The 20,447-nt window shown below is 71.3% G+C and carries 20 protein-coding genes; 15 read left to right on the top strand and 5 right to left on the bottom strand.

The genetic code is table 11. The annotated features are described in order from the left end of the window. Nucleotides 1–3 precede the first annotated feature (3 nt). The 7 genes from RI578_RS37785 to RI578_RS37755 all read left to right on the top strand — a co-directional run bounded on the left by RI578_RS37785 (nt 4) and on the right by RI578_RS37755 (nt 7,335). Complete coding sequence (locus tag RI578_RS37785; RefSeq protein ID WP_310875307.1) at nt 4–1,140, top strand: cupin domain-containing protein; 1,137 nt, start codon at nt 4–6, stop codon at nt 1,138–1,140. 35 nt (nt 1,141–1,175) lie between these two features. After that, nucleotides 1,176–1,961 (top strand): alpha/beta fold hydrolase, encoded by a 786-nt coding sequence (locus tag RI578_RS37780; protein WP_310875306.1) that lies wholly within the window; start codon nt 1,176–1,178, stop codon nt 1,959–1,961. Further along, entirely contained in the window at nt 1,946–3,256 is a 1,311-nt protein-coding gene (hisD, locus tag RI578_RS37775) for a histidinol dehydrogenase (protein ID WP_310875305.1), read from the top strand. The genes RI578_RS37780 and hisD overlap by 16 nt, the downstream gene beginning before the upstream one ends. Further along, entirely contained in the window at nt 3,253–4,026 is a 774-nt protein-coding gene (locus RI578_RS37770; RefSeq protein WP_310875304.1) for an SDR family NAD(P)-dependent oxidoreductase, read from the top strand. The genes hisD and RI578_RS37770 overlap by 4 nt, the downstream gene beginning before the upstream one ends. Beyond that, complete coding sequence (locus tag RI578_RS37765; protein WP_310875303.1) at nt 4,023–4,790, top strand: aldolase/citrate lyase family protein; 768 nt, start codon at nt 4,023–4,025, stop codon at nt 4,788–4,790. Before RI578_RS37770 ends, RI578_RS37765 begins: the two co-directional genes overlap by 4 nt. A 124-nt stretch (nt 4,791–4,914) precedes the next feature. After that, a complete protein-coding gene (locus tag RI578_RS37760) occupies nt 4,915–6,261 on the top strand; it encodes an MFS transporter (protein ID WP_310875302.1) in 1,347 nt (448 codons plus the stop codon). 72 nt (nt 6,262–6,333) lie between these two features. Continuing rightward, the gene (locus RI578_RS37755; RefSeq protein ID WP_310875301.1) at nt 6,334–7,335 is read left to right on the top strand and encodes an ester cyclase; all 1,002 of its coding nucleotides are present in this window, start codon (nt 6,334–6,336) and stop codon (nt 7,333–7,335) included. A gap of 52 nt (nt 7,336–7,387) precedes the next feature. Here RI578_RS37755 and RI578_RS37750 read toward each other — a convergent pair whose 3' ends face one another. Beyond that, nucleotides 7,388–7,855 carry a MarR family winged helix-turn-helix transcriptional regulator gene (locus tag RI578_RS37750; protein WP_310875300.1) on the bottom strand — a complete coding sequence of 156 codons (468 nt, stop codon included), beginning with the start codon at nt 7,853–7,855 and terminating at the stop codon, nt 7,388–7,390. A 184-nt stretch (nt 7,856–8,039) separates the two neighbouring features. Here RI578_RS37750 and RI578_RS37745 point away from each other — a divergent pair, with 184 nt between their 5' ends. Further along, on the top strand, nt 8,040–8,585 hold the full coding sequence (locus RI578_RS37745) for a GNAT family N-acetyltransferase (protein ID WP_310875299.1): 546 nt from the start codon (nt 8,040–8,042) through the stop codon (nt 8,583–8,585). A 32-nt stretch (nt 8,586–8,617) separates the two neighbouring features. Here RI578_RS37745 and RI578_RS37740 read toward each other — a convergent pair whose 3' ends face one another. Then, nucleotides 8,618–9,280, bottom strand: coding sequence for a response regulator transcription factor (locus tag RI578_RS37740; RefSeq protein ID WP_310875298.1), 663 nt, complete (start codon nt 9,278–9,280; stop codon nt 8,618–8,620). Further along, entirely contained in the window at nt 9,277–10,404 is a 1,128-nt protein-coding gene (locus tag RI578_RS37735; RefSeq protein ID WP_310875297.1) for a sensor histidine kinase, read from the bottom strand. The genes RI578_RS37740 and RI578_RS37735 overlap by 4 nt, the downstream gene beginning before the upstream one ends. 228 nt (nt 10,405–10,632) lie before the next feature. Between RI578_RS37735 and RI578_RS37730 the strand changes: the two genes are divergently transcribed. From RI578_RS37730 to RI578_RS37720, 3 genes are all read left to right on the top strand, one after another. After that, a complete protein-coding gene (locus RI578_RS37730) occupies nt 10,633–11,007 on the top strand; it encodes a DUF6223 family protein (protein ID WP_310875296.1) in 375 nt (124 codons plus the stop codon). A gap of 332 nt (nt 11,008–11,339) precedes the next feature. Continuing rightward, nucleotides 11,340–12,644 carry an ATP-grasp domain-containing protein gene (locus tag RI578_RS37725; protein WP_310875295.1) on the top strand — a complete coding sequence of 435 codons (1,305 nt, stop codon included), beginning with the start codon at nt 11,340–11,342 and terminating at the stop codon, nt 12,642–12,644. A gap of 12 nt (nt 12,645–12,656) precedes the next feature. Beyond that, a complete protein-coding gene (locus RI578_RS37720) occupies nt 12,657–14,756 on the top strand; it encodes a CocE/NonD family hydrolase (protein ID WP_310875294.1) in 2,100 nt (699 codons plus the stop codon). 57 nt (nt 14,757–14,813) lie between these two features. Here the strand turns inward: RI578_RS37720 and RI578_RS37715 are convergent, their stop codons facing one another. After that, a complete protein-coding gene (locus RI578_RS37715; RefSeq protein WP_121750914.1) occupies nt 14,814–15,242 on the bottom strand; it encodes a VOC family protein in 429 nt (142 codons plus the stop codon). Nucleotides 15,243–15,427: 185 nt separating this feature from the next. Between RI578_RS37715 and RI578_RS37710 the strand changes: the two genes are divergently transcribed. Both RI578_RS37710 and RI578_RS37705 read left to right on the top strand, forming a co-directional pair. After that, entirely contained in the window at nt 15,428–16,618 is a 1,191-nt protein-coding gene (locus RI578_RS37710; RefSeq protein ID WP_310875293.1) for an FAD-dependent oxidoreductase, read from the top strand. Between the two features lie 10 nt (nt 16,619–16,628). Further along, nucleotides 16,629–17,567, top strand: a complete 939-nt coding sequence (locus RI578_RS37705) for a sigma-70 family RNA polymerase sigma factor (RefSeq protein ID WP_310875292.1) — start codon at nt 16,629–16,631, stop codon at nt 17,565–17,567. Nucleotides 17,568–17,846: 279 nt separating this feature from the next. On the opposite strand, the gene RI578_RS37700 is transcribed toward RI578_RS37705, so the two are convergent. Next, complete coding sequence (locus RI578_RS37700; RefSeq protein WP_310875291.1) at nt 17,847–18,242, bottom strand: RidA family protein; 396 nt, start codon at nt 18,240–18,242, stop codon at nt 17,847–17,849. 139 nt (nt 18,243–18,381) lie between these two features. On the opposite strand from RI578_RS37700, the gene RI578_RS37695 reads away from it, so the two are divergent. Together RI578_RS37695 and RI578_RS37690 are read left to right on the top strand one after the other, a co-directional pair. Continuing rightward, nucleotides 18,382–19,356 carry a WYL domain-containing protein gene (locus RI578_RS37695; protein WP_310875290.1) on the top strand — a complete coding sequence of 325 codons (975 nt, stop codon included), beginning with the start codon at nt 18,382–18,384 and terminating at the stop codon, nt 19,354–19,356. Nucleotides 19,357–19,429: 73 nt separating this feature from the next. Then, a complete protein-coding gene (locus RI578_RS37690) occupies nt 19,430–20,407 on the top strand; it encodes a zinc-binding dehydrogenase (RefSeq protein ID WP_310875289.1) in 978 nt (325 codons plus the stop codon). Nucleotides 20,408–20,447 lie beyond the last annotated feature (40 nt).

The raw sequence follows: 20,447 nt of genomic DNA, 5'->3' as shown, positions 1-20,447 counted from the left end.
GTCATGCCCGATGCCGTCGTGTCCCCCTCCGAACTCGACCGGCGCACGATCCGCCGCAGCGAGTTCGTCTCCTGCAACCAGGCGTTCATCGACTGTCGTACGCCGGGCTCGGACCGCAAGGAGAACTACGCGATGATCGGTCCGGGGGTGTCGCAGGCGGCCGGCCAGTTCGTCAATCTGCGCCTTCCGCACGGTTACAACATCGGTGCCGCGGCCATGCCCCACGGCATCACCAACAATCTGCACCTGCACTACACGGCCGAGGTGTTCGTCTGCACCGAGGGCGAGTACCTGCTGCGCTGGGGCGCCGACGGCACCGAGGGCGAGCTGCCGCTGCGCGCCGGTGACATCGTCTCCGTCCCGACCTGGATCTTCCGCGGGTTCACCAACACCGGGCCGGACGACGGATGGCTGTTCACCGTCCTCGGCATGGACGACACCGGCGGCATCATCTGGGGCCCGTCCGTACTGCGCGAGGCCGAGGGGCACGGCCTGTACCTGACCGCGGACAACCAGCTCGTCGACACCGTCGCCGGGGACGAGATCCGCGAGGGCGCGGAACTCGTGCGGCCGATGGCGCAGGAGCACATCGACCGGCTGCGCCACTACAGCCCCGAGGAGATGAGGCGCCGGATCGCCGCGACGGACGAACTCGTGTGGTCCGAGAACCCGTTCCTCGACAGCTCGCTGCCCGGCGCGGGCGCACGCCTGAGCTGTGTCATCGGGTACGGCATGACCGAGGACCCGCACCAGGAGCCGCGCATCTTCAACCCGCACGGCCACAACGTCGCCTGGCTGCGGGCCGACCCGGGCCAGGGGGTCTCCACGCACCGCCAGCACGAGACGCAGACGCTCATCGTGAAGGACGGCCAGTGGGAGATCACCCTCAACCGCACGGACCCGGTCTCGGTGCGACTGGGCCCGCGCGACATGCTCTCCGTGCCGCAGGACGCCTGGCGGACCCTGCGGAACGTCGGCGACGACCGGGGCGATCTGCTCGTGGTCAACTCCGGTGACGGACGGGTCCGTCTCGAATGGGACGAGGAGGTCGTCAAGGCCGCCGCCGACGCCGGGCTGGGCATCGACCACAACGGGTACGTCGCGCCGTACGCGCTCCTGCCCCACGCCGCACGCCGCTGATGCCCCTCCCCTCCCCCGCCCCTTCGGACGGGCCGATGCCACTGGTCACCGTCCCGGGCATGCTGTGCGACGCGAGCCTGTGGTCGGACGTCGGCTTCCCGGACGGGCACCCGGTGCACCACATCGCGCTGACCGAGCCGTCCGTCGGGGAGCTGGCCGACTCCGTACTGTCCGCGACGACCGGCCGGTTCGTGCTGGTCGGGCTCAGCCTCGGGGCCATCGTCGGGTTCGAGGTACTGCGCCGGGCCCCCGAGCGAGTCGCCGGGCTGTGCCTCGTCTCCACCAACGCGGGGGCGCCGCGCCCCGAGCAGTACGCGGCCTGGCGCGCGCTGGACGAGCTGGCCGGCGAGGGCCGGTTCGACGCCGTGGTCGAGCGGACCCTGCCGGGCATGTTCGCCCGGGACCCGGCGCCGGACCGCCTCGCGGAGCGTTACCGCCGCATGGCCCGCTCGGTCGGCGCACGCGCCGCACGCGCCCAGCTCGCCGCGCAGGCCACCCGCCGGGACGCCCTCGCCGCCCTGCGCACCGCCCGCTGCCCCACGGCCGTGGTGTGCGGCACACGCGACGCCCTGTGCCCGCCCGGCTTCCACCGGGCCATCGCCGACGCCGTCCCGGGTGCCCGGCTGCACGCGGTGCCGGACGCCGGGCACCTCCTGCCGTGGGAGCGGCCGGATGCGCTCACGTCGGTCCTCGACGGCCTCGTGACAGCCGCGCAGGTCGGCCACCGTCTCGCGCGGGCGGGCCGGCCCCTCCGCTCCACCGCCCTCACCCCACCCCTTCCCTCCCTCCATACGAAAGAGCCGCCATGCCCCACCACCTGAAGTCCGCCGTCCCCGCCGGTCAGGTCCGCGCCGCCCGCGCGGACGTCGCCGAGCGCGTCACCGGGATCCTCGACGACATCCGCGAGCGCGGCGACGAGGCCGTCCGCCAGTACTCGGAGAAGTTCGACGGATGGAGCCCCGAGTCGTTCCGGCTGTGCCAGGACGACATCGCGCGGATCGTCGCCGACGTGCCCGGAACCGTCCTGGACGACATCCGCTTCGTGCAGGAGCAGGTACGGACGTTCGCGCAGGCGCAGCGCGACTCGATGCACGACATCGAGATCGAGACGCTGCCGGGCGTGCGCCTCGGCCACCGGCACGTGCCGGTCTCCGGCGCGGGCGCGTACGTGCCCGGCGGCCGTTACCCGCTGACCGCGTCCGCCCACATGACGATCGTGACGGCCAAGGTGGCCGGCGTCTCGCGGGTGGCTGCCTGCACCCCGCCGATCCGGGGCGAGATCCCGGCCGCGACCGTCGCCGCGATGCATCTCGCGGGGGCCGACGAGATCTACCTGCTCGGCGGAGTGCAGGCCGTCGCGGCACTCGCCGTCGGCACGGAGACCATCGGTCGGGTGCCGATGATCGCGGGCCCGGGCAACGCCTACGTCGCCGAAGCCAAGCGGCAGTTGTTCGGCGAGGTCGGCATCGACCTGTTCGCCGGTCCCACCGAGATCCTGGTCGTCGCCGACGAGCACGCGGACCCCTTCGTGGTCGCCGTGGACCTGCTGTCGCAGGCCGAGCACGGGCCCGACTCCCCCGCCGTCCTCGTCACCACCTCCGAGGACCTGGGCCACGAGGTCGAGCGGCACATCGAACGCCTGCTGCCCACCATGCCCACCAGGGACTTCGCCGGGCCGGCCTGGCGCGACCACGGTGAGATCGTCGTGGTCGACTCGCTCGACGAGGCGTTCACGACCGCCGACTCCTACGCCAGTGAGCACGTGGAGGTCCTCACCGAGAACCCGCGCCAGGCGCTGGAGCGGATGCACGACTACGGGGCGCTGTTCCTCGGCGAGGGCACGTGCGTCTCGTACGGCGACAAGGTGATCGGCACCAATCATGTGCTGCCCACCCGCGGCGCGGCCCGCTACACGGGCGGGCTGTGGGTCGGCAAGTACCTCAAGACGGTGACGTACCAGGAGGTGACCGACACGTCCTCCTCCGCGCTGCTCGGTGAGGTGTGCGGACGCGCCGCACGTGTCGAACTGTTCGAAGGGCACGCGCGCTCGGGTGACGTCCGCGCGGCCAAGTACGGCGGCGCCGCGCTGCCGTGGAACGAGGAGGCGGGCGCGTGACCGGCACGACGGCCCCGCTCGCGGGCCGCACCGCGCTGGTGAGCGGGGGCGGCAACGGCCTGGGCGCCGCCATCGCCCGGTCCCTGCTGTCCGACGGGGCGCGCGTGGTCATCACGGGCCGCACCGAACGCACACTCAAGGAGACGGCCGCACGGCTCGGCCCGGGCGTCGACCACCACGTCTGCGACGTCTCCCGGCCCGGCGACGTGGAGGCGCTCGCGGAGCAGCTCGCGGACGAGGAGATCTCCATTCTGGTCAACAACGCCGGGGTCGCGGGGCCCGTCGCGGCGCTGGCGGACGTCGCCCCCGAGGAGTGGGACGAGGTCTTCGCCGTGAACGTGCGCGGTGTGTTCCTCATGTGCCGCGCCTTCCTGCCGCCGATGACCCGGCGCGGGGCCGGCGACGTCATCAACGTCGCCTCCGTGTCGGGCAAGCGACCCCTGCTGCGGCGTACGCCCTACTGCGCGTCGAAGATGGCCGTCATCGGGCTCACGACGACGCTCGCCGGTGAGGTCGGGCCACTCGGCGTGACGGTCAACTCCCTGTCCCCCGGCCCGGTTTCCGGCCCTCGCATGGAGCGCAACTTCCGGCTCGAGGCGGAGCGCACGGGCAGCAGTTACGCCGAGGCCGAAGCCGCGTTCGTGTCACGGTCGGCGCTGGGGCGGATGGTCACCGAGGCGGAGGTCGGCTCGGCCGTGACCGCGATGCTGCGGATGCCGGGGCTGTGCGGGGCCGACATCGACCTGTCGGCCGGGATGGTGGCCCGATGACGCCGCGCGTGCCCCGGCGGCGCCCGTCGCTCAAGGGGCGGCTCGGGGCCGGGGAGCGGCTGTACGGCGCTCTGCTGCGGCTGCCGTCGGAGACGCTCGTCGAGATGGCGGGTGTCGCGGGGCTCGACTACGTGGTCCTGGACTGCGAGCACGGGCCGGCCGACATGACCGCGCTCCAGCACCATCTGACCGCCGCGGCGGCGCAGGGCGTCGACGTTCTCGTACGGGTCGGCACCGCCGAACCGGCACTGGCCCTGCGCTGTCTCGACCTCGGCGCGGCGGGCATCATCCACCCCCACGTCGACAGCGCCGAGGACGCCCGGCGGGCCGTCGCCGCGGACCATTACCCGCCGCTGGGGCAGCGCGGTTTCGCCACGTACAGCAGAGCGGGGCGCTTCGGCACCGTGCCGGCGCGGGAGCATCTGTCGGCGGGCGAGGACACCGTGGTCGTGGCGATGATCGAGACGGAGCGGGCCTGTGCCGCGGCCGGGGAGATCGCCGCGACGAAGGGCGTGGACGCCGTCCTGGTGGGACCGTCCGACCTCGCGGCGGACTGCGGTTTCCCCGGCCAGGACGTCATCGACGGTCTCACCCGGAGCGCCCATCGGGCCGCGCGTGCGGCGGGGCGGGCCGTGATGACGATCGTGCCGTCGGCGACGGCCGCCCGCGGGGCCGAGGAGGCGGGCGCACAGCTGATGCTGTTCAACATGGCTGCCGTCCTCATGGACACCTTCCGCTCACTCGTGCCACCGACACCCGACTGAGGAACCCTCCGTTCCGGCCGCTCCGCACACCCCTTGACGCCACCCCGGACGCTCCTTAACGTTCACCGCAGTTCATCGATTTCATACGTATGCATCTCTATTCATCCGCGCGATCGGAGAAGCCATGTCCGCTGCAGCGCCACCCACCGCCGCCGTCGGCGTCCCAGAGGACACCGCGCAGAAGCGGAAGGCGATACGTCGCGCCATCGGCGCAGGAAGCATCGGTAACTTCGTAGAACAGTTCGACTACGGCCTCTACGGCTACATGGCCCCGATCATGGCCCCGGTCTTCTTCCCCGAGACCGACAAGAGCGTAGCGGTCATCAGCACGTACGCGATCGTCGCCATCTCCTGCCTGTTCCGTCCCCTGGGCGGCACGCTGGTCGGCCGCTGGGGCGACCGGGTGGGCCGCAAGAAGGCACTGCTCTACACCATCGTCTTCATGGGCGTCACGACCGCGCTGATCGGGCTGCTGCCCACCTACCACGCGGTCGGCATCCTCGCCCCGCTGCTCCTCCTGCTGCTGCGCGTCGTGCAGGGCATGGTCTCGGGCGGCGAGTACGTGGGCGCGGTGGCGTTCGTCGTGGAGTGGGCGGAGCCGAACCGCCGCGCCTACTACACCTCGTTCGCCTCCAACAGCTGCTTCCTCGGCATCCTCGCGGGGGCCGGGACCGCCGCGCTGACCAGCTGGTTGATCCAGGGCCCCGCTCTGGAGTCGTGGGGCTGGCGGTTGCCCTTCATCCTGGCGCTGCCCCTGAGCCTGGTCGGGATGTGGCTGCGCCGGCACATCTCGGAGTCGCCGGAGTTCGTCCGCGCGACCGAGAACGGCGCCGACGTGGTGAAGGCGCCGGTCCGAGAGGCGCTGCGCTCGCAGTGGCGGCCGATCCTCGTCTTCTGCGGGGCCTCCATCATGCTGGCGATCCTGTCCTACACCTGGGTCACCTTCTATCCGGAGTACCTGACCGGCACGCTCGGTCTGCCCCGCTGGATGGGGCTGGCGTCCAACGCGATCTCGGTGGCGGTGCTCATTCCGCTGCTGCCGCTGGCCGGCATCCTCTCCGACCGCATCGGCCGCAAGCCGATGCTGATCGCCGGGGCCGTCGCCTGTCTCGTCCTGGTGCCGCTGGCGTTCAGGGTCGGCGAGGGCGGCACGTTCGGCGCCGCCGTCGCGAGCCAGCTCATCTACATCGTCCCGGAGTTCTTCCTCACGGGCATCGTCACGGTCTGCGCGGCCGAACTCTTCGCCACGCGGACCCGGTTCAGCGCGAGTGCGATCGCGTACAACAGCTCGTTCTCCGTGTTCATGGGCATCACGCCGTTCGTGGCGGCCCTGCTCGTGAACACCTTCGACACCATCTACGCCGTCTACGCCTACCTCGCCGCCGGCGCGCTCCTCGGCCTCGTGGTGGTGACCTGCTTCATGACGGAGACGTACCGCAGTCAGCTGGGGGCCGACAAGTTCGCCCGCTGAGTCGTCAGTCGTCACATACGTATACGCACGCCGGGACACCGAGAAACCGGCACATCGAGAGAGGGAACCACCATGCCGCTCGACCCCATCGCCTACCAGCCGTACGCGGACCCGGACGACTTCATCCGTGAGGTGACCGACCGCATCTGGGTGGCCCGCGACATCGACCACATCGTCGAGAACTACGAACCGGACTCCATCGTCCACACCAGCCTGGGCACGGTCGTCGGACGCGACGGAGTGATCGAGGGCAGCACGATGCGCATGGCCTCGGTACCCGGTCACGTCGGGCAGGCCGAGGACGTGGTGTGGGAGGCACGCGGCGACGACGCGTTCCTCAGCTCGCACCTGGTCTTCTCCGCCGACGAGCACCTGCAGGACGGCCGCCTTGTGCCCGTCCGCAAGCGCACGGTGGCCAACTGCCTCTACCGCAGGGGCCGGATGGTCGAGGAGTGGGTCGTCCGTGACGATCTCGCGGACTGCCTGCAGCTGGGGCTCGACCCGGACGAGGTCGCCCGCGGGCTGCGCTTCCAGGGGTACACCGGGTCGATGACCGAGGCCGCTCCGAAGGAGGTGCTCCGGGTCGGTGACAGCGGGGAGCGCCCCGACCAGTTCCGTCCCGAGTGCGAGATGGTGCTGGAGTTCATCGAGGACGTGTGGTCGCAGCGGCGCCTGAACAAGGTCCATGACTACATGGACCGCGACCTGTTCCTGCACACGATCGGCGACCGCACCGTCATCCGCCCCGAGCGCTACCAGGCCGATCTGCTGGCCATGGTCGGCCCGTTCCCGGACGCGCGGTTCGCCGTCCGTGACGTCCAGGCGAACTACAACGAGCGGTACGCGGGTCTGCGCGTCGCCGTCATGTGGACCATGCATGGCACGTACCGGGGCACGCCCACCTTCGGCGCTCTGACCGGGCAGCCGGTGACCGTGCTCGGCGTCTCCCAGTTCCTGATCCAGAACGGCCGGATCGTGCGGGAGTACCGCGTGTACGACGAGATCTCGCTGCGCGCCCAGATCAACGCGGCACGCGGGGACGGCACTGACGAGGTCGACGCCAACATCTACTGAGCCGCACACCCCGGAGCTCCCGTCGGACAACAGCGGCGGGGGCTCCGCGCTGTCAGGCGACCGTCGCGCCCGCGTTGCGGATCAGTCGCCGGAGCACTTTCAGCGTGGTGACGTAGTCCGCGTCGTCTATGCCCTCATGGAGGGCGGCGCGGATCGCGGGCGCGTTGCGCGCCAGGTCGACGCGGGCCCTCTCCCCCTCCTCGGTGAGCCATAGGCGGTGCTCTGCGTCCCGGGACAGCCAGCCGCGTTCCAGGAGCACCTCGGCCTCCGCCGCCAGATCGTCCTCGGGGCGGACGTAGGAGGTCATGGCCTCCCGCAGCTCGGACAGGGTCATACCCTCGCCGTCGGGGGAGATGTCGTTCCTCGACAGGTTGCGCAACAGCCAGAACTGGGGCTGGGTGTAGCCCTTTTCGGCCTGCCGGGCCCGGGCGTACGAGATGAGCGCCTCGTAGGCGACGCCGGTCCAGTACGCGGCGGGCTGTCCGGCGAGTTCGGCGTCGGAGATCTGCTGGGTCGCCATGGGGTGTCCCTCCTGCGTTTCGGTGCGGAGCCTGCGCGCTCCGCGGGTCATACAGGGAACGTACGACCTCAAGTGCGGTTGAGAGCAAGCAGGTGATCTTCAGGAGGTCGTCGGCGCGGAGTCGGGAAGTCGACCGGTCAGCGAGCCTTGATCGCTTCCGAGCCCGGTGGCTAGGTTGGCCGGCATGGTTGACCTCAGACCCCTCGCCTGGCCGCCTGCCCCGATCAAGACCGAGCGGCTCGTACTCCGCGAGTCGGAGGCCCGGGACCGTGCGGCGGTCATCGAGCTGAACGCCTCGCCGGAGGTGGGCACCTATCTCGGTGGCCCTCGACCGCGCGCCGAGCTCGAACGTACGGTGCCCGAGGTGCCCGGACGGCGCCCCGGCTTCTTCGTGGTCGAACTCGACGGGGCGGCTGTCGGCACCATTCAGCTCGACCCGCAGGACCCCGAGCGTCCGGCCGGGCGACGGGAGGCCGGGGAGACCGAGCTCGGCTACTTGTTCCTGCCGGAGGCGTGGGGGCGCGGGTACGCCACCGAGGCGTGCACAGCCGCACTTGACTGGTTCGCCGGCGCGCTGCCCGGTGAGCCGGTGGTGCTCTACACCCAGACGGCCAACGCCCGCTCGATGCGCCTCGCGGCGAAGCTGGGGTTCACCGAGCTGGAGCGGTTCGAGGCGTACGGTGCCGAGCAGTGGTTCGGCGTGCGGTCTTCGGCCGGACCGCCCGCTTGAGCTCGTGCGCGACAGCGCGGATCGCGCTCGGGTCAGGCGTTGCGCGGGGTGACCAGGCCTGATTCGTAGGCGAGGACCACGAGCTGGGCGCGGTCGCGGGCGTGGAGTTTGGCCATGGCCCGGTTGATGTGGGTCTTGGCGGTCGCCGGGCTGATGACCAGGCGGGCGGCGATCTCGTCGTTGGACAGGCCCTGTGCGGCGAGGGCGACCGCCTCACGCTCGCGGCTGGTCAGTTCCTCCAGGCCGCCGCGGGCGCGGGCGGGGGGCGGCTGGGTAACGTACCGGTCGATGAGCTTGCGGGTGATGGCGGGCGCGAGCAGGGCGTCACCGCGGGCGGCGACGCGTACGGCGTGCAGGAAGTCCTCCGGCACGATGTCCTTGACGAGGAAGCCGGCGGCGCCGGCGCGCAGCGCGTCGAAGACGTACTCGTCCATGCCGTAGTTGGTCAGCATGACGACGTGCACCCCGGCCAGGGCCGGGTTCGCGGCGATGCGCCGGGTCGCTTCGATGCCGTCCATGACGGGCATCTGGATGTCGATGAGTACGACGTCGGGCAGCTGCTTCTCGACCAGCGCCAGGCCCTCTTGGCCGTCGGCTGCCTCGGCCACCACCTCGATGTCGTCTTCGAGGGCGAGGAGCGCGCGGAAGCCGCTGCGGATGAGCGGCTGGTCGTCGACCAGCAGGACACGGATCACGACGTTCCGTTCGTGGGGAGTTCGGCCTGGACGGTGAAGCCGCCCGCGCTGTGCGGCTCGGTGCGCAGCCGGCCGCCCAGGGCCGTGACGCGTTCGTGCATGCCGAGCAGCCCGAGGCCGGACGTCGGCGCGGGGCTCGGGGTGGCCTTTCCGTCGTCGTCGACGCGGATGGCGAGGGCGCCCGGCCGGTAGTCGATCAGCACCGAGGCGGTGGTGGCGGCGGCGTGCCGGGCGACATTGGTGAGCGACTCCTGAACGATCCGGTAAGCGGTCCGGCTCACCGCGGCCGGCACGGCGTGGGGACGGCCCTCGATCGCCAGCGTCGTCTCCAGGGCGGTCGTTCGGAACCGTTTCACCAGGTCCGGGATGTGGTCGAGTCCGTGCGGCGGGGTGGTGTCGTCGTCGCGCAGCGCCTCCAGGGTCGCGCGCAGTTCCCGGCTCGCCTCCCGGCCCGCTTCCTGGATCGCGAGCAGGGCCTCCGGCACCTGCTCGCCCCGCCTCCGGGCCACGTGGACGGCGACCTCGGACTGCACCTTGATGACCGAGATCTGGTGGGTGAGCGAGTCGTGCAGCTCCCGCGCGATGCGCAGCCGCTCCTCGTCGGCCCGACGTCGCGCGGTCTCCTCACGGGTCCGCTCGGCTTCGTCCGCCCGCCGTTCGGCCTGCCGCACCGCCTCTCCGGCGGCGAACGCGGCGATCAGCCAGGCGATCTCCAGGGTGTTCCGGGCCTGCGTCACGAGCTCACGCGCGGGCCCGTCCTCGAAGACCAGGGCGGTGAGCTGCAGCACCGCCAGCAGGCCGACGGAGGCGGCCAGTGTGACGGCGCGGTGCCCGGCGCGTACCGCGCCGTAGACGGCGACCAGGTAGGAGACGGCGAGCACCTCGAACCCGGTCGCCTGGTAGCCCGCCGCGCACAGTCCCGTGACGGCCAGGACCAGGAGCGGTGCCCGGCGGCGCGCGGCCAGCGCCAGCCCGCCGGCCGCCAGCAGAACGGTGCCGAGCAGCTCGCGGTCCCCGGCGGGATGCGGACCGGCCGGCCCGCTGCTCAGCAGCAGCGCCGTCACGCCCGCGGCGATCGACCAGTCGATGATCCCGGCCGGGACAGCGAACCGTCCTTTGTCCATGGGTGCACCGTAGCCCGATGCGGTGGTGGGCGAGTCCGGCCCACGGACGACCGGTCGGCTACCGCGTGTGCGGTATCCGCGCGCCGCCTGCCGCGTCCGCGGTACGTGGATGCCGCAGCGGCGGCAGCGGCAAATGCCCGCGTCCGCCGGACGACCGGCAGGGAGAACGGCGCGCATGCTCGAGCCCGTCGAACGTCGCGATCAGCGGCGGAGAAGGAGGAGAGCGGCATGAGTGCTTCAGCAACGCTGATGGCGGCCGTCGAGGGCGGAGTCATCGGCGACGGGCGGACCGGGGCCAACCTGGCCCTCGGGGTGGGGCTGCTCGGCCTGGCCATCGGCTGGCCGGCCCTGACCCGCGCCGGCGGCCGGATCAGCACCGGCAACGCGCGCACCGGCGGGATGTCGGCCATCGCGGTGGGGGCGGTCGGCACGATCCTCGCGGTACTGCACGTGGCAACCGCCGGCGGCGGCCCCGGCACCGGCAACGGGCTCGTCGGCGCCGTCGCAGCGATACCGCTGGGCCTGGGCGCCGTGTTCCTCGGCCGCCAGGCGCTGATCCGCTCGCGCCGCGACGACCGGCCGACCGATCGGACGACCGTCTGACCGTTATCCGTCTCCGGGCCACGGCCTGCGTGCGGCCACCGCACCGAGAACACGTCGGCGTCACTCTTCGCGCCGCGTGCACTGCTCAGGCCCGACGGGGACACACGCGGTGATCCGCTTCCCCATGGGCCAACGGGCGACGACCACTTGGGCGCCGACCACGTGCACGAGATGGCGAACGACCAGGGCCGGAAGGGCCGGCGCCGCCCCCGGCCACCTGCACGCCGCCGCCGGCCCCCGCCGCTGAGCGGGAGTTCCGACGTGGCTCCGCCCGATGGTTGCCCGCGCCGTGGAGGGGTACCCCGTCGATCTTGGGAGGAGAGAGGAGAGTCGTGTCTGAGGACAATGTCAAGAACATCTTCGTGGTCGGTCTCGACGAGGCCAACCTTCCGACACTCCAGGCCGTACCGGGCGCCGATTCACTGCGCTTCCACGGCCTGTTGACGGTGGAGGAGCTGCAGGACGGCGAGGTGTCGCTACCAGCGGTCGTGGAGAAGGCACAGAAGGTACTGGACGCCTTCGACGGAAGCATCGACGCGATAGTCGGCTACTGGGACTTCCCGGTCAGCACCCTCGTCCCGATCCTCGGCGAACGGTACGGCACCCGGACCACCAGCCTCGAGTCGGTGGTCAAGTGCGAGCACAAGTACTGGAGCAGGCTCAAGCAGCAGAAGGTGACGGACCGGCATCCGCGCTTCGGCCGCGTCGACCTGGAGGCGGATCCGCCGCGTCCCCCGGACGGCGTGCGGTTCCCGATGTGGCTGAAGCCCGCTTTGTCCTATTCGTCCGAACTCGCCTTCGGGGTCGGGGACGAGGAGGAGTTCCGGGCGGCCGTCGCGGAGATACGCGAGGGCATCTCCCGTATCGGCCGCCCCTTCGAGCACATCCTCGACCAGGTCGAGCTGCCGCCGGAGATGGACGGTGTCGGTGGCCGCGTGTGTCTCGCCGAGGAGTCGCTGTCGGGTGTGCAGGTCGCGGTGGAGGGTTACGTGCACGAGGGGGAGGTGACCGTCTACGGCACGCTGGACTCCATCGACTATCCGGACACGCCGTGCTTCCTGCGTCACCAGTACCCGTCCATGCTGCCCCCGCAGGTCGTCGCCCGGCTGCACGAGGTCACCGAGCGGGTGATGCGCCGGATCGGCTTCGACTCGGCGACGTTCAGCGTGGAGTACTTCTACGACCCCGGCAGCCAGGACATCAGCCTGTTGGAGATCAATCCGCGCCACTCGCAGTCGCACGCCGAGCTGTTCCAGTACGTGGACGGTGTCCCCAACCACCACCCCATGGTCGCCCTCGCCCTCGGGGATGACCCGCGCATGCCCCACCGGCAGGGCCCGTACGCGATGGCGGCCAAGTGGTACCACCGGTGGTTCACGGACGGAGTGGTGCGCCGCGTGCCCTCCCCCGAGGACATCGCCCGCATCGAGAGCGAGATACCGGGCGTACGGATCGAGGTCATGCCCGAGCCCGGCCAGCGGCTTTCCGACCTTTCCCAGCAGGACAGTTACAGCTACGAACTCGCACACATCTTCACCGGCGGCGACGACGAACAGGACTTGCGCAGAAAGTACGACCAGTGCGTCGCTGCCCTGGGCCTCACCTTCGACGAGCCGTCCGAAGGAGCGCGAGGTTAAGGAGCACCGACCATGCGTCATGTGACCCACCTGCCGTACACGACGAAGGAAGAGGAACACGTCGTCATCCCCATGTCGGACGGCGTCCGTCTGTCGGCGCGGATCTGGCGGCCCACGTCGTCGGATCAGGAGCCCGTGCCGGCGGTGCTGGAGTACATCCCGTACCGCAAGCGGGACCTCACCGCGGAACGCGACTCCATCCACCACCCGTACATCGCCGGGCACGGCTATGCCTGCGTCCGCGTCGACCTGCGGGGCACCGGCGAGTCGGAGGGGGTGCTGCGCGACGAGTACCTGGAGATCGAACAGCGCGACGCCGAGGAGGTGCTGGCCTGGCTCACCGAACAGCCCTGGTGCGACGGCACCACGGGGATGATGGGCCTGTCCTGGGGGGCGTTCGCGGCCCTCCAGGTGGCGGCCCGGCGGCCACCGAGCCTGAAGGCCATCGTCATCGCGTCCTTCACCGACGACCGGCACGCCGACGACATGCACTACATGGGCGGAGCCATGCTGTCGGACAACCTGGCCGAGGCGGGCACCATGTTCGCCTACGCCACCTGTCCCCCCGACCCGGCCGTGGCCGGCGACCGCTGGCGGGACATGTGGCACGAACGCCTCGAACACGCACGGCCCTGGGTCCTGGAGTGGCTGCGCCACCAACGCCTCGACGCATACTGGCGGCACGCCTCGGTCGCCGAGAACTACCAGGACGTACGCTGCCCGGTGCTCGCCTCCAGCGGCTGGGCGGACGGCTACTCCAACGCGGTCACCCGGCTGCTCGCCCACCTGGACGTGCCCAGGAAGGGGCTCATCGGCCCCTGGTCGCACAAGTTCCCCCACCTCGGTGAGCCGGGCCCCGCCATCGGCTACCTGCAAGAAGTCGTGCGCTGGTGGGACCACTGGCTCAAGGGCGTCGACAACGGCGTCATGGACGGTCCGATGCTGCGGACGTGGATGCAGGACAGCGTCCCACCGTCCACCTCGTACGAGGAACGGCCGGGACGCTGGGTGGCGGAACCCCGCTGGCCGTCCCCGCACGTCCACCCGGTCACGCACCCGCTCATCGGGCACCGGATCGCACCTCCCGGCGCGCTGGACGGAGAGACGGCTCCCGAGACGGCCGAAGTCACGAGCGAACGGACAGAAGAGACAGGCGGGACAGGAGGAGCCGAGGATCGCGACGTCCTGACCGTGCGGTCCCCGTTGTCCGTCGGGCAGTTCGCCGGCAAGTGGGCCTCCTACAACGCACCCCCCGACCTGCCCTACGACCAGCGCGAGGAGGACGGCGGCTCACTGGTCTTCGAGACCGCCCCGCTCACCGAACGGGTGGAGATCCTCGGTTCGCCGACCCTCGACCTCGACCTGTCGGCCGACGAACCGGTCGCCATGGTGGCCGCGCGGCTGTCGGACGTCCGCCCGGACGGAGCGGCCACCCGGGTCACCTACGGCCTTCTCAATCTCACCCGGCTGGACAGCGCGGAGCAGCCCGAGCCCCTCGTGCCCGGCCGTCGTTACCGCGCCACGGTCCACCTCAACGGAGTGGCGCAGAGCTTCCCGCCCGGCCATCGCATCCGGCTCTCCCTGTCCACCTCCTACTGGCCGCTCGCCTGGCCGCCGCCGAAGCCGGCGATGCTCAGCGTCCACGAGCACTCCAGCACGCTCACCCTCCCCGTCCGGCCCCCGGAGAAGGCCGACGACACCCTGGCCGCGCCGTTCGGCGAGGCCGAGGGCACCCCGCCCATCAACACCACGACGGTGACACCGCCGGAGGAACGGTGGGACGTCAAGCGGGACCTGGTCGGCTACCACTCCGAGCTGGACACGGTGAAGGACCGGGGCACGGTCCGCTTCGAGGACATCGGTCTCGACGTCGGCCGGCGCGCGCACGAACGCTACGCCTCCGTCGCCGACGACTTCACCTCCGTGAGCGGCGAGTCCACGTGGACCATGGACTTCCGGCGCGACGACTGGAACGTACGGGTGGTCACTCACACCCGTCTCACCTGCGACGAAGGCCGGTTCTTCGTCGACGCGACACTGGACGGGTACGAAGGCGGCCGACGGGTGTTCTCGCGCACCTGGAACGAGACGGTGCCCCGCGATCTGCTCTAGTGATCCGAGCCGAGCCGATCCGAGCCGATCCGATCCGAGCCGATCCGAGTCGGAGGCTCAGTCGAGACAGAACTCGTTGCCCTCGATGTCCTGCATCACGATGCACGAGTCGTTGCCGTCGTACAGCAGCCGCACGCGTACCGCGCCGAGCGGGATCAGGCGTGCGCACTCGGCTTCGAGTGCGGCGAGGCGCTCCTCGCCCACGAGCCCGGTGCCGACCCGCACGTCGAGATGCACCCGGTTCTTGACGACCTTCCCTTCGGGAACGCGCTGGAAGAACAGTCGCGGGCCCGCACCGGAGGGATCGCCGCATGCGAACCACGAACCCCGTTCTTCACGCGGCCGCGAACGATCGAAGTCGTCCCATGTGGCGAACCCCTTCGGCGGCGGCGACACGACGTACCCGAGCACCTCGCACCAAAAGCGCGCGAGGCGCTCGGGTTCCGCGCAGTCGAAGGTGACTTGGAACTGCTTGATCGAAGACATCGGCGCACCCTAGCAGGGGGTTTTGCTGCCCATCTCCCGGTAGGGACGGGCCCCGGCGCGGCCAAGCACCTGCCCGGGCTCAGTCGCCCGTGCCAGGCTGGTGACCCACGTCACATCCGGCTCCTGTCAGCAATCGGGACGCCATCTCGTTCAAGGGGCACGCGAACGAGACAGGGAGCAACGCCATGAAGCACCGCATCGTCGTACTCGGCGCCGGATACGCCGGGGCCTTCGCGGCCGGAAACCTGGCCCGCCGGCTCTCCCCCGCCGACACCGAGATCACCGTCGTCAACGCCGTGCCCGTCTTCGTCGAGCGGATGCGGCTCCACCAGCTCGCGAGCGGCCAGGACGTCGCGTTCCGCGAGCTCGCCGACGTGTTCGCGGGCACCGGGGTGCGGCTGCGCCTGGCGCGCGTCACCGGCGTCGATCCGGAGCGCAGGGCCGTCGCCGTGACCGGCGAGGACGGGCCCGGCGAGCTCGCGTACGACACGCTGCTCTACGCGCTCGGCAGCTCCGTCGCCCACCACGGCGTCCCCGGGGCGGCCGAGTACGCCTTCGATGTGACCGGCCGTTCCTCGGCGCTGCGGCTGCGCGAGCGCCTGGCCGGCCTGGACGAGGGCGGCACCGTGCTGGTCGTCGGTGAGGGGCTGACCGGCATCGAGACGGCCACCGAGTTGGCCGAGTCCCGGCCCGACCTCTCGGTCGCGCTCGCCGCCGGCGGCGAGCTGGGCACCTGGCTCTCGCCGGGGGCCCGCCGTCACCTGCGCCGGGCGTTCGACCGGCTCGGCATCACCGTCCACGAACACACCCACATCGAAGCAGTCGAGCCGACACGGACGATCACCGCCGGCGGTACCTCCGTCCCGGCCGACGTGACCGTGTGGTCGGCCGGGTTCGCCGTGCACCCCATCGCGGCCGCCAGCGGCCTGGAGGTCGCCGAGACGGGGCAGATCGTCGTCGACCGCACCATGCGCTCGGTCTCGCACCCGGACGTCTACGCCGCCGGCGACTGCGCCTACGCGATCGGCGACAACGGCCGGCCGCTGCCGATGTCCTGTGCCTCGGCCGGCTTCACCAACATGCAGGCGACCGCCGCGATCATCGCGCGCCTGACGGGCGGCGACGTCCCGACCACCGGACTGAAGTACCACGGCAACCACATCAGCCTCGGGCGGCGGGACGCGATCTTCCAGATGGTGGACGGGGACGTCCGGTCGAAGTCCTGGTACCTCGGCGGCCGGACCGCCGCGCGACTCAAGTCGGGCGTGCTCAAGGGGGCCGGGTGGGGCATCGCCCACCCGACCTTCGGCATGCCCAAGCGCAAGCGTCGCCTGGTCACCACGCCTGAGCGGTCCGGTGTGCTGGGCGCCGCATAGGCTGTCGCGCATGGACAGTGCAGCCGTCGATCGTTTCGAGGCCAGCCGGGGCCGGCTGGCCTCGCTCGCGTACCGGCTGCTCGGCTCGGCCGCCGACGCCGAGGACGCCGTACAGGACACGTTCCTGCGCTGGCAGGCCGCGGATCACGAACGGGTGGAGGTGCCGGAAGCGTGGCTGACCAAGGTCGTCACCAATCTCTGCATCGACCGGCTCCGCTCGGCGCAGTCGCACCACGAGCGGGCGGCCGGTGCCTGGCTGCCCGAGCCGCTCCTGGCGGGTGACCCGATGCTCGACCCGGCCGACACCTTCGAGCAGCGCGAATCGGTGGCCTTGGCCGTACTGACCCTCATGGAGCGGCTCTCGCCGGTCGAGCGGGCCGTCTACGTCCTGCGTGAGGCCTTCTCGTACAGCCACGCCGAGATCGCCGGGATCCTCGACATCACCGAGTCCGCGAGCCAGCAGCACGTCCACCGGGCCCGGGGCCGGGTCACCGCCGAGCGCCGCCGCGGGGGTGAGGCCGACCCCGCGTCGGCCCGCCGGATCGTCGAGGAGTTCGTCGCCGCCGCCACGTCAGGGCGCACGGAACGACTGGTGGCGCTGCTCACCGACGACGTGACGGCGGTCTCGGACGGCGCCGGACTGGCCAGGCGGCTGCTGCGGTACAGGACGCGCGAGCGCGTCGCCTCCTACGTGCGGGCCGGCTTCAGGCCCACTCCGGCGAAGCGGCGGCTGGCCGGTGGCTCGCCTGCGATGCATATCGCGTGGATCAACGGCGCCCCGGCCGTCCTGGCAGTGATCGAGGGCCGGGTGGTGGGCGCCGTGGCGTTCGAAGTGCGCGAGGGCAAGGTCGCGTCCCTGTACGGCATCGCCGCCGCGGACCGGCTGGCGCGCCTCAGCGAGTCCTGGCGGCGGCGCGGATCCGGCGCGCCGGTCATCGAGGCGTGGTGACCCGGGCCGGAGCAGGCGGGAAGGCCGCTAGGGCCTGTCGTTTGGATCTTGCCGGCGTCGCGGGGCTCGGGTGGGCTGAAAGGCGCAGCCTCTCGGTGGCCCAGGCTCGCGATGGGCGGGTTCGGGAAGGCGTCTGCGCAGGTCTTCCTCCCCCGCCGTCAGGCGACCGGGGAAGGCGGCCGTCGGGCAGGGCTTCCAGTGGTTCGAAGCCCTGCCCGTCGAGGGCTGGTTCGCCGGTCTCCGGCCGACGCGCTCGCTACGAGCGGTCGCGAGGCCGTGTCACGCGACGGCGGTTCCCTCGAGCTCGACCATCAGGTCGGGAACCGCCAGCCGTGCCACCCCGAGCATTGTGGTGGTCGGTGCCACTCCGGCCGCGCCCAACCGCGACGCCAGCAGGCCGTAGTGTTCGAAGAGCCCGTCGACGTCGGTGGTGTAGACGTTGAGCCGGACGAGGTTCGCGAGGGACATGCCGGCCTCGCCGAGCACGGCCTCCAGATTGTCGATGGTCAGCGCCAACTGCGCCGCCATGTCACCGGCGTGCTGAGGCTTGCCCTCGCCACTCATCGAGGCCTGCCCGGAGCAGTACAGGGTCCGGGTGGCCCCGGAGACGATCTCACCCTGGTTGTAACCCATGTCCACCGACCACGTCCACGGGTTGACCGTCGATCGCTCCATTGCCACATCAGCTCCATTCGGTTCACCGGCAGCAGTACGTACGTCCGAGGACTCCGCAACCACCGTCCTCGGCATCACGTCGACAAGCCTCCCTGCGAATGACGACGTCCTTGGTCATGTATTCCGCTAACGTGCTCGGATGCGTGCCGACCGGTTGATCTCGTTGGTGCTTCTGCTGCGCCGACACGGTCGGCTGACCGCGGCCACGCTCGCCCGCGAACTGGAGGTGTCCACCCGCACCGTGCTGCGCGACATCGAGGCGCTGTCCGCAGCCGGCGTCCCGGTCTACGCCGAACGCGGGCGGCGCGGCGGATTCGCGTTGTTGCCCGACTTCCGGACCGATCTCACCGGACTGCATCACGACGAGGCCCTGGCCTTGCTGGTCGCCGGCTCGGGACGCGGCGAGCGGGTGTTCGGCCTCGGTTCGGCGCTCGCGTCGGCCATGCGCAAGGTGGCCGACGCGCTGCCCGAAAGCCATCGCGACACCGCGAGCGACGCGGCCCGGCGATTGCTCGTCGACCCGGAGACCGACCTGCTCTCGCGCCGCCTTCCCACCGAGGAGTTGCCCGACCCCACGATGATCGAGGTCCGGCGCGCGGTGCTCGTCGGCCACAAGCTGCGCATCCACTACGCGGCCACGGGCCAGGCCCCGCAGTGGCGCACCGTGGACCCGATCGGTCTGGTCACCGTGCACGGCAGGGGCTACTTGCTGGCCACGAGATCCGGCACGGACCGCACCTACCGCCTGTCGCGGATGTTGGCCGCCGAGGAACTCCCAGAACCGGCGGAGCGACCGAACCAGGTCGATCTGGACCGGATCTGGCGGGAACGCTGCGCGCAGTTCCTGTCCGAGGGCGACCAAGTCAGCGTGCTGGTACGGGTGAACCCGCTGCGGAGGGAGGAACTGGTGAGCACCGCGCTGGCCGTCCGTGCCGAGGAACCCGACGCGGACGGCTGGCCGCGGCTGGAGGTGATCTACCAGGACGCACGACACGCCGAGTGGGCGCTGTGGCAGCTCACCACGGACGCGGAAGTGCTGGACCCGCAGTGGTTGCGCGCCTCCCTGCGCGACCGCGCGGCCGCGATGGTCTCCTGTTACGGAGTGTCGTCCTGATGAGGCTTGACCTCAAGTCAAGTCGAGGTCGCAGAGTGGGAGTTCTTCTGCCGGCCTCCTGGAAGGAACGGCCATGCGCGCCGTCGTGCTGCACGAGTTCGGACCCGCTGACAACCTCCGTCACGAGACGATGCCCGATCCGGTTCCGGGTCCGGGCGAGGTCCTCGTCTCGGTGAGGGCCGCGGGAGTCCACCAGATCGAGACGGCGCTGCGCGAAGGACTTCAGATCGGTCCGCCGCTTCCCCAGCTTCCGGCGGTCTTCGGGGGCGAGGTGGCCGGCGTCGTCGAGTCGGTCGGGCCGGACGTGGACACGGCCTGGATCGGCGCCAAGGTGGTGACCTCTCACGGCAGGCCGGGCGGCTACGCCGAGCTGGCCGCCGCCGACGTCGCGTCCCTGCACCGGATCCCGGCCGGACTGGGCTACGAGGCCGCCGTCACGATGGTCGTCACCGGCACCACCGCCATCGGCCTGCTCGACATCGCGGAGCTCACCTCCGACGACGTCGTTCTGGTCACGTCCGCCGCCGGTGGGATCGGCCGTCTGGTCGTCCAGTTCGCCCTCCGCCTCGGCGCCACGGTGATCGGCGCGGCGGGCGGTCCGGCCAAGACGGCGGCCGTGCGGGAACTGGGCGCCGATGTCGCGGTCGACTACAACCTGCCGGACTGGGCGGACACGGTCCGCGAGTCCCTGGGCCCGCGCGGTGTCACGGTCGTTCTGGACGGGGTCGAGGGCGGCAAAGGACGGGCCGCCTTCGGACTGCTGGCCGGAGGCGGGCGCCACCTCAGCATCGGTGCGGCCTCCCGGGAGGAGTTCCGCCCGGGCGAGGCGGAGCTGAAGGAGCGCGGCGTACGCTTCACCGACGCGCTAACCCTGCTGTTGGCGGGCCAGGACGCGCCCGCCGACGAGGCTCGCGCACTCGCGGCGGCCGCCGAGGGGAGCCTGGTGCCCGCCTTCCAGACCTTCCCCCTGTCGCAGGCCGCAGCCGCGCACGCCGCCCTGGAGGCGCGGGAAACGACAGGCAAGGTCGTTCTCGTCCCCGACGCTCGATGACGAGTACTTCGTCCGGTACGGTCGCGGCATTGTTGTCGCT

Source organism: Streptomyces sp. BB1-1-1 (genome assembly GCF_031597775.1).
Taxonomy (GTDB): Bacteria; Actinomycetota; Actinomycetes; order Streptomycetales; family Streptomycetaceae; genus Streptomyces; species Streptomyces thinghirensis.
The sequence above is the reverse complement of the archived record's forward strand: the minus strand, read 5'-3'. Positions and strand labels throughout refer to the sequence as shown.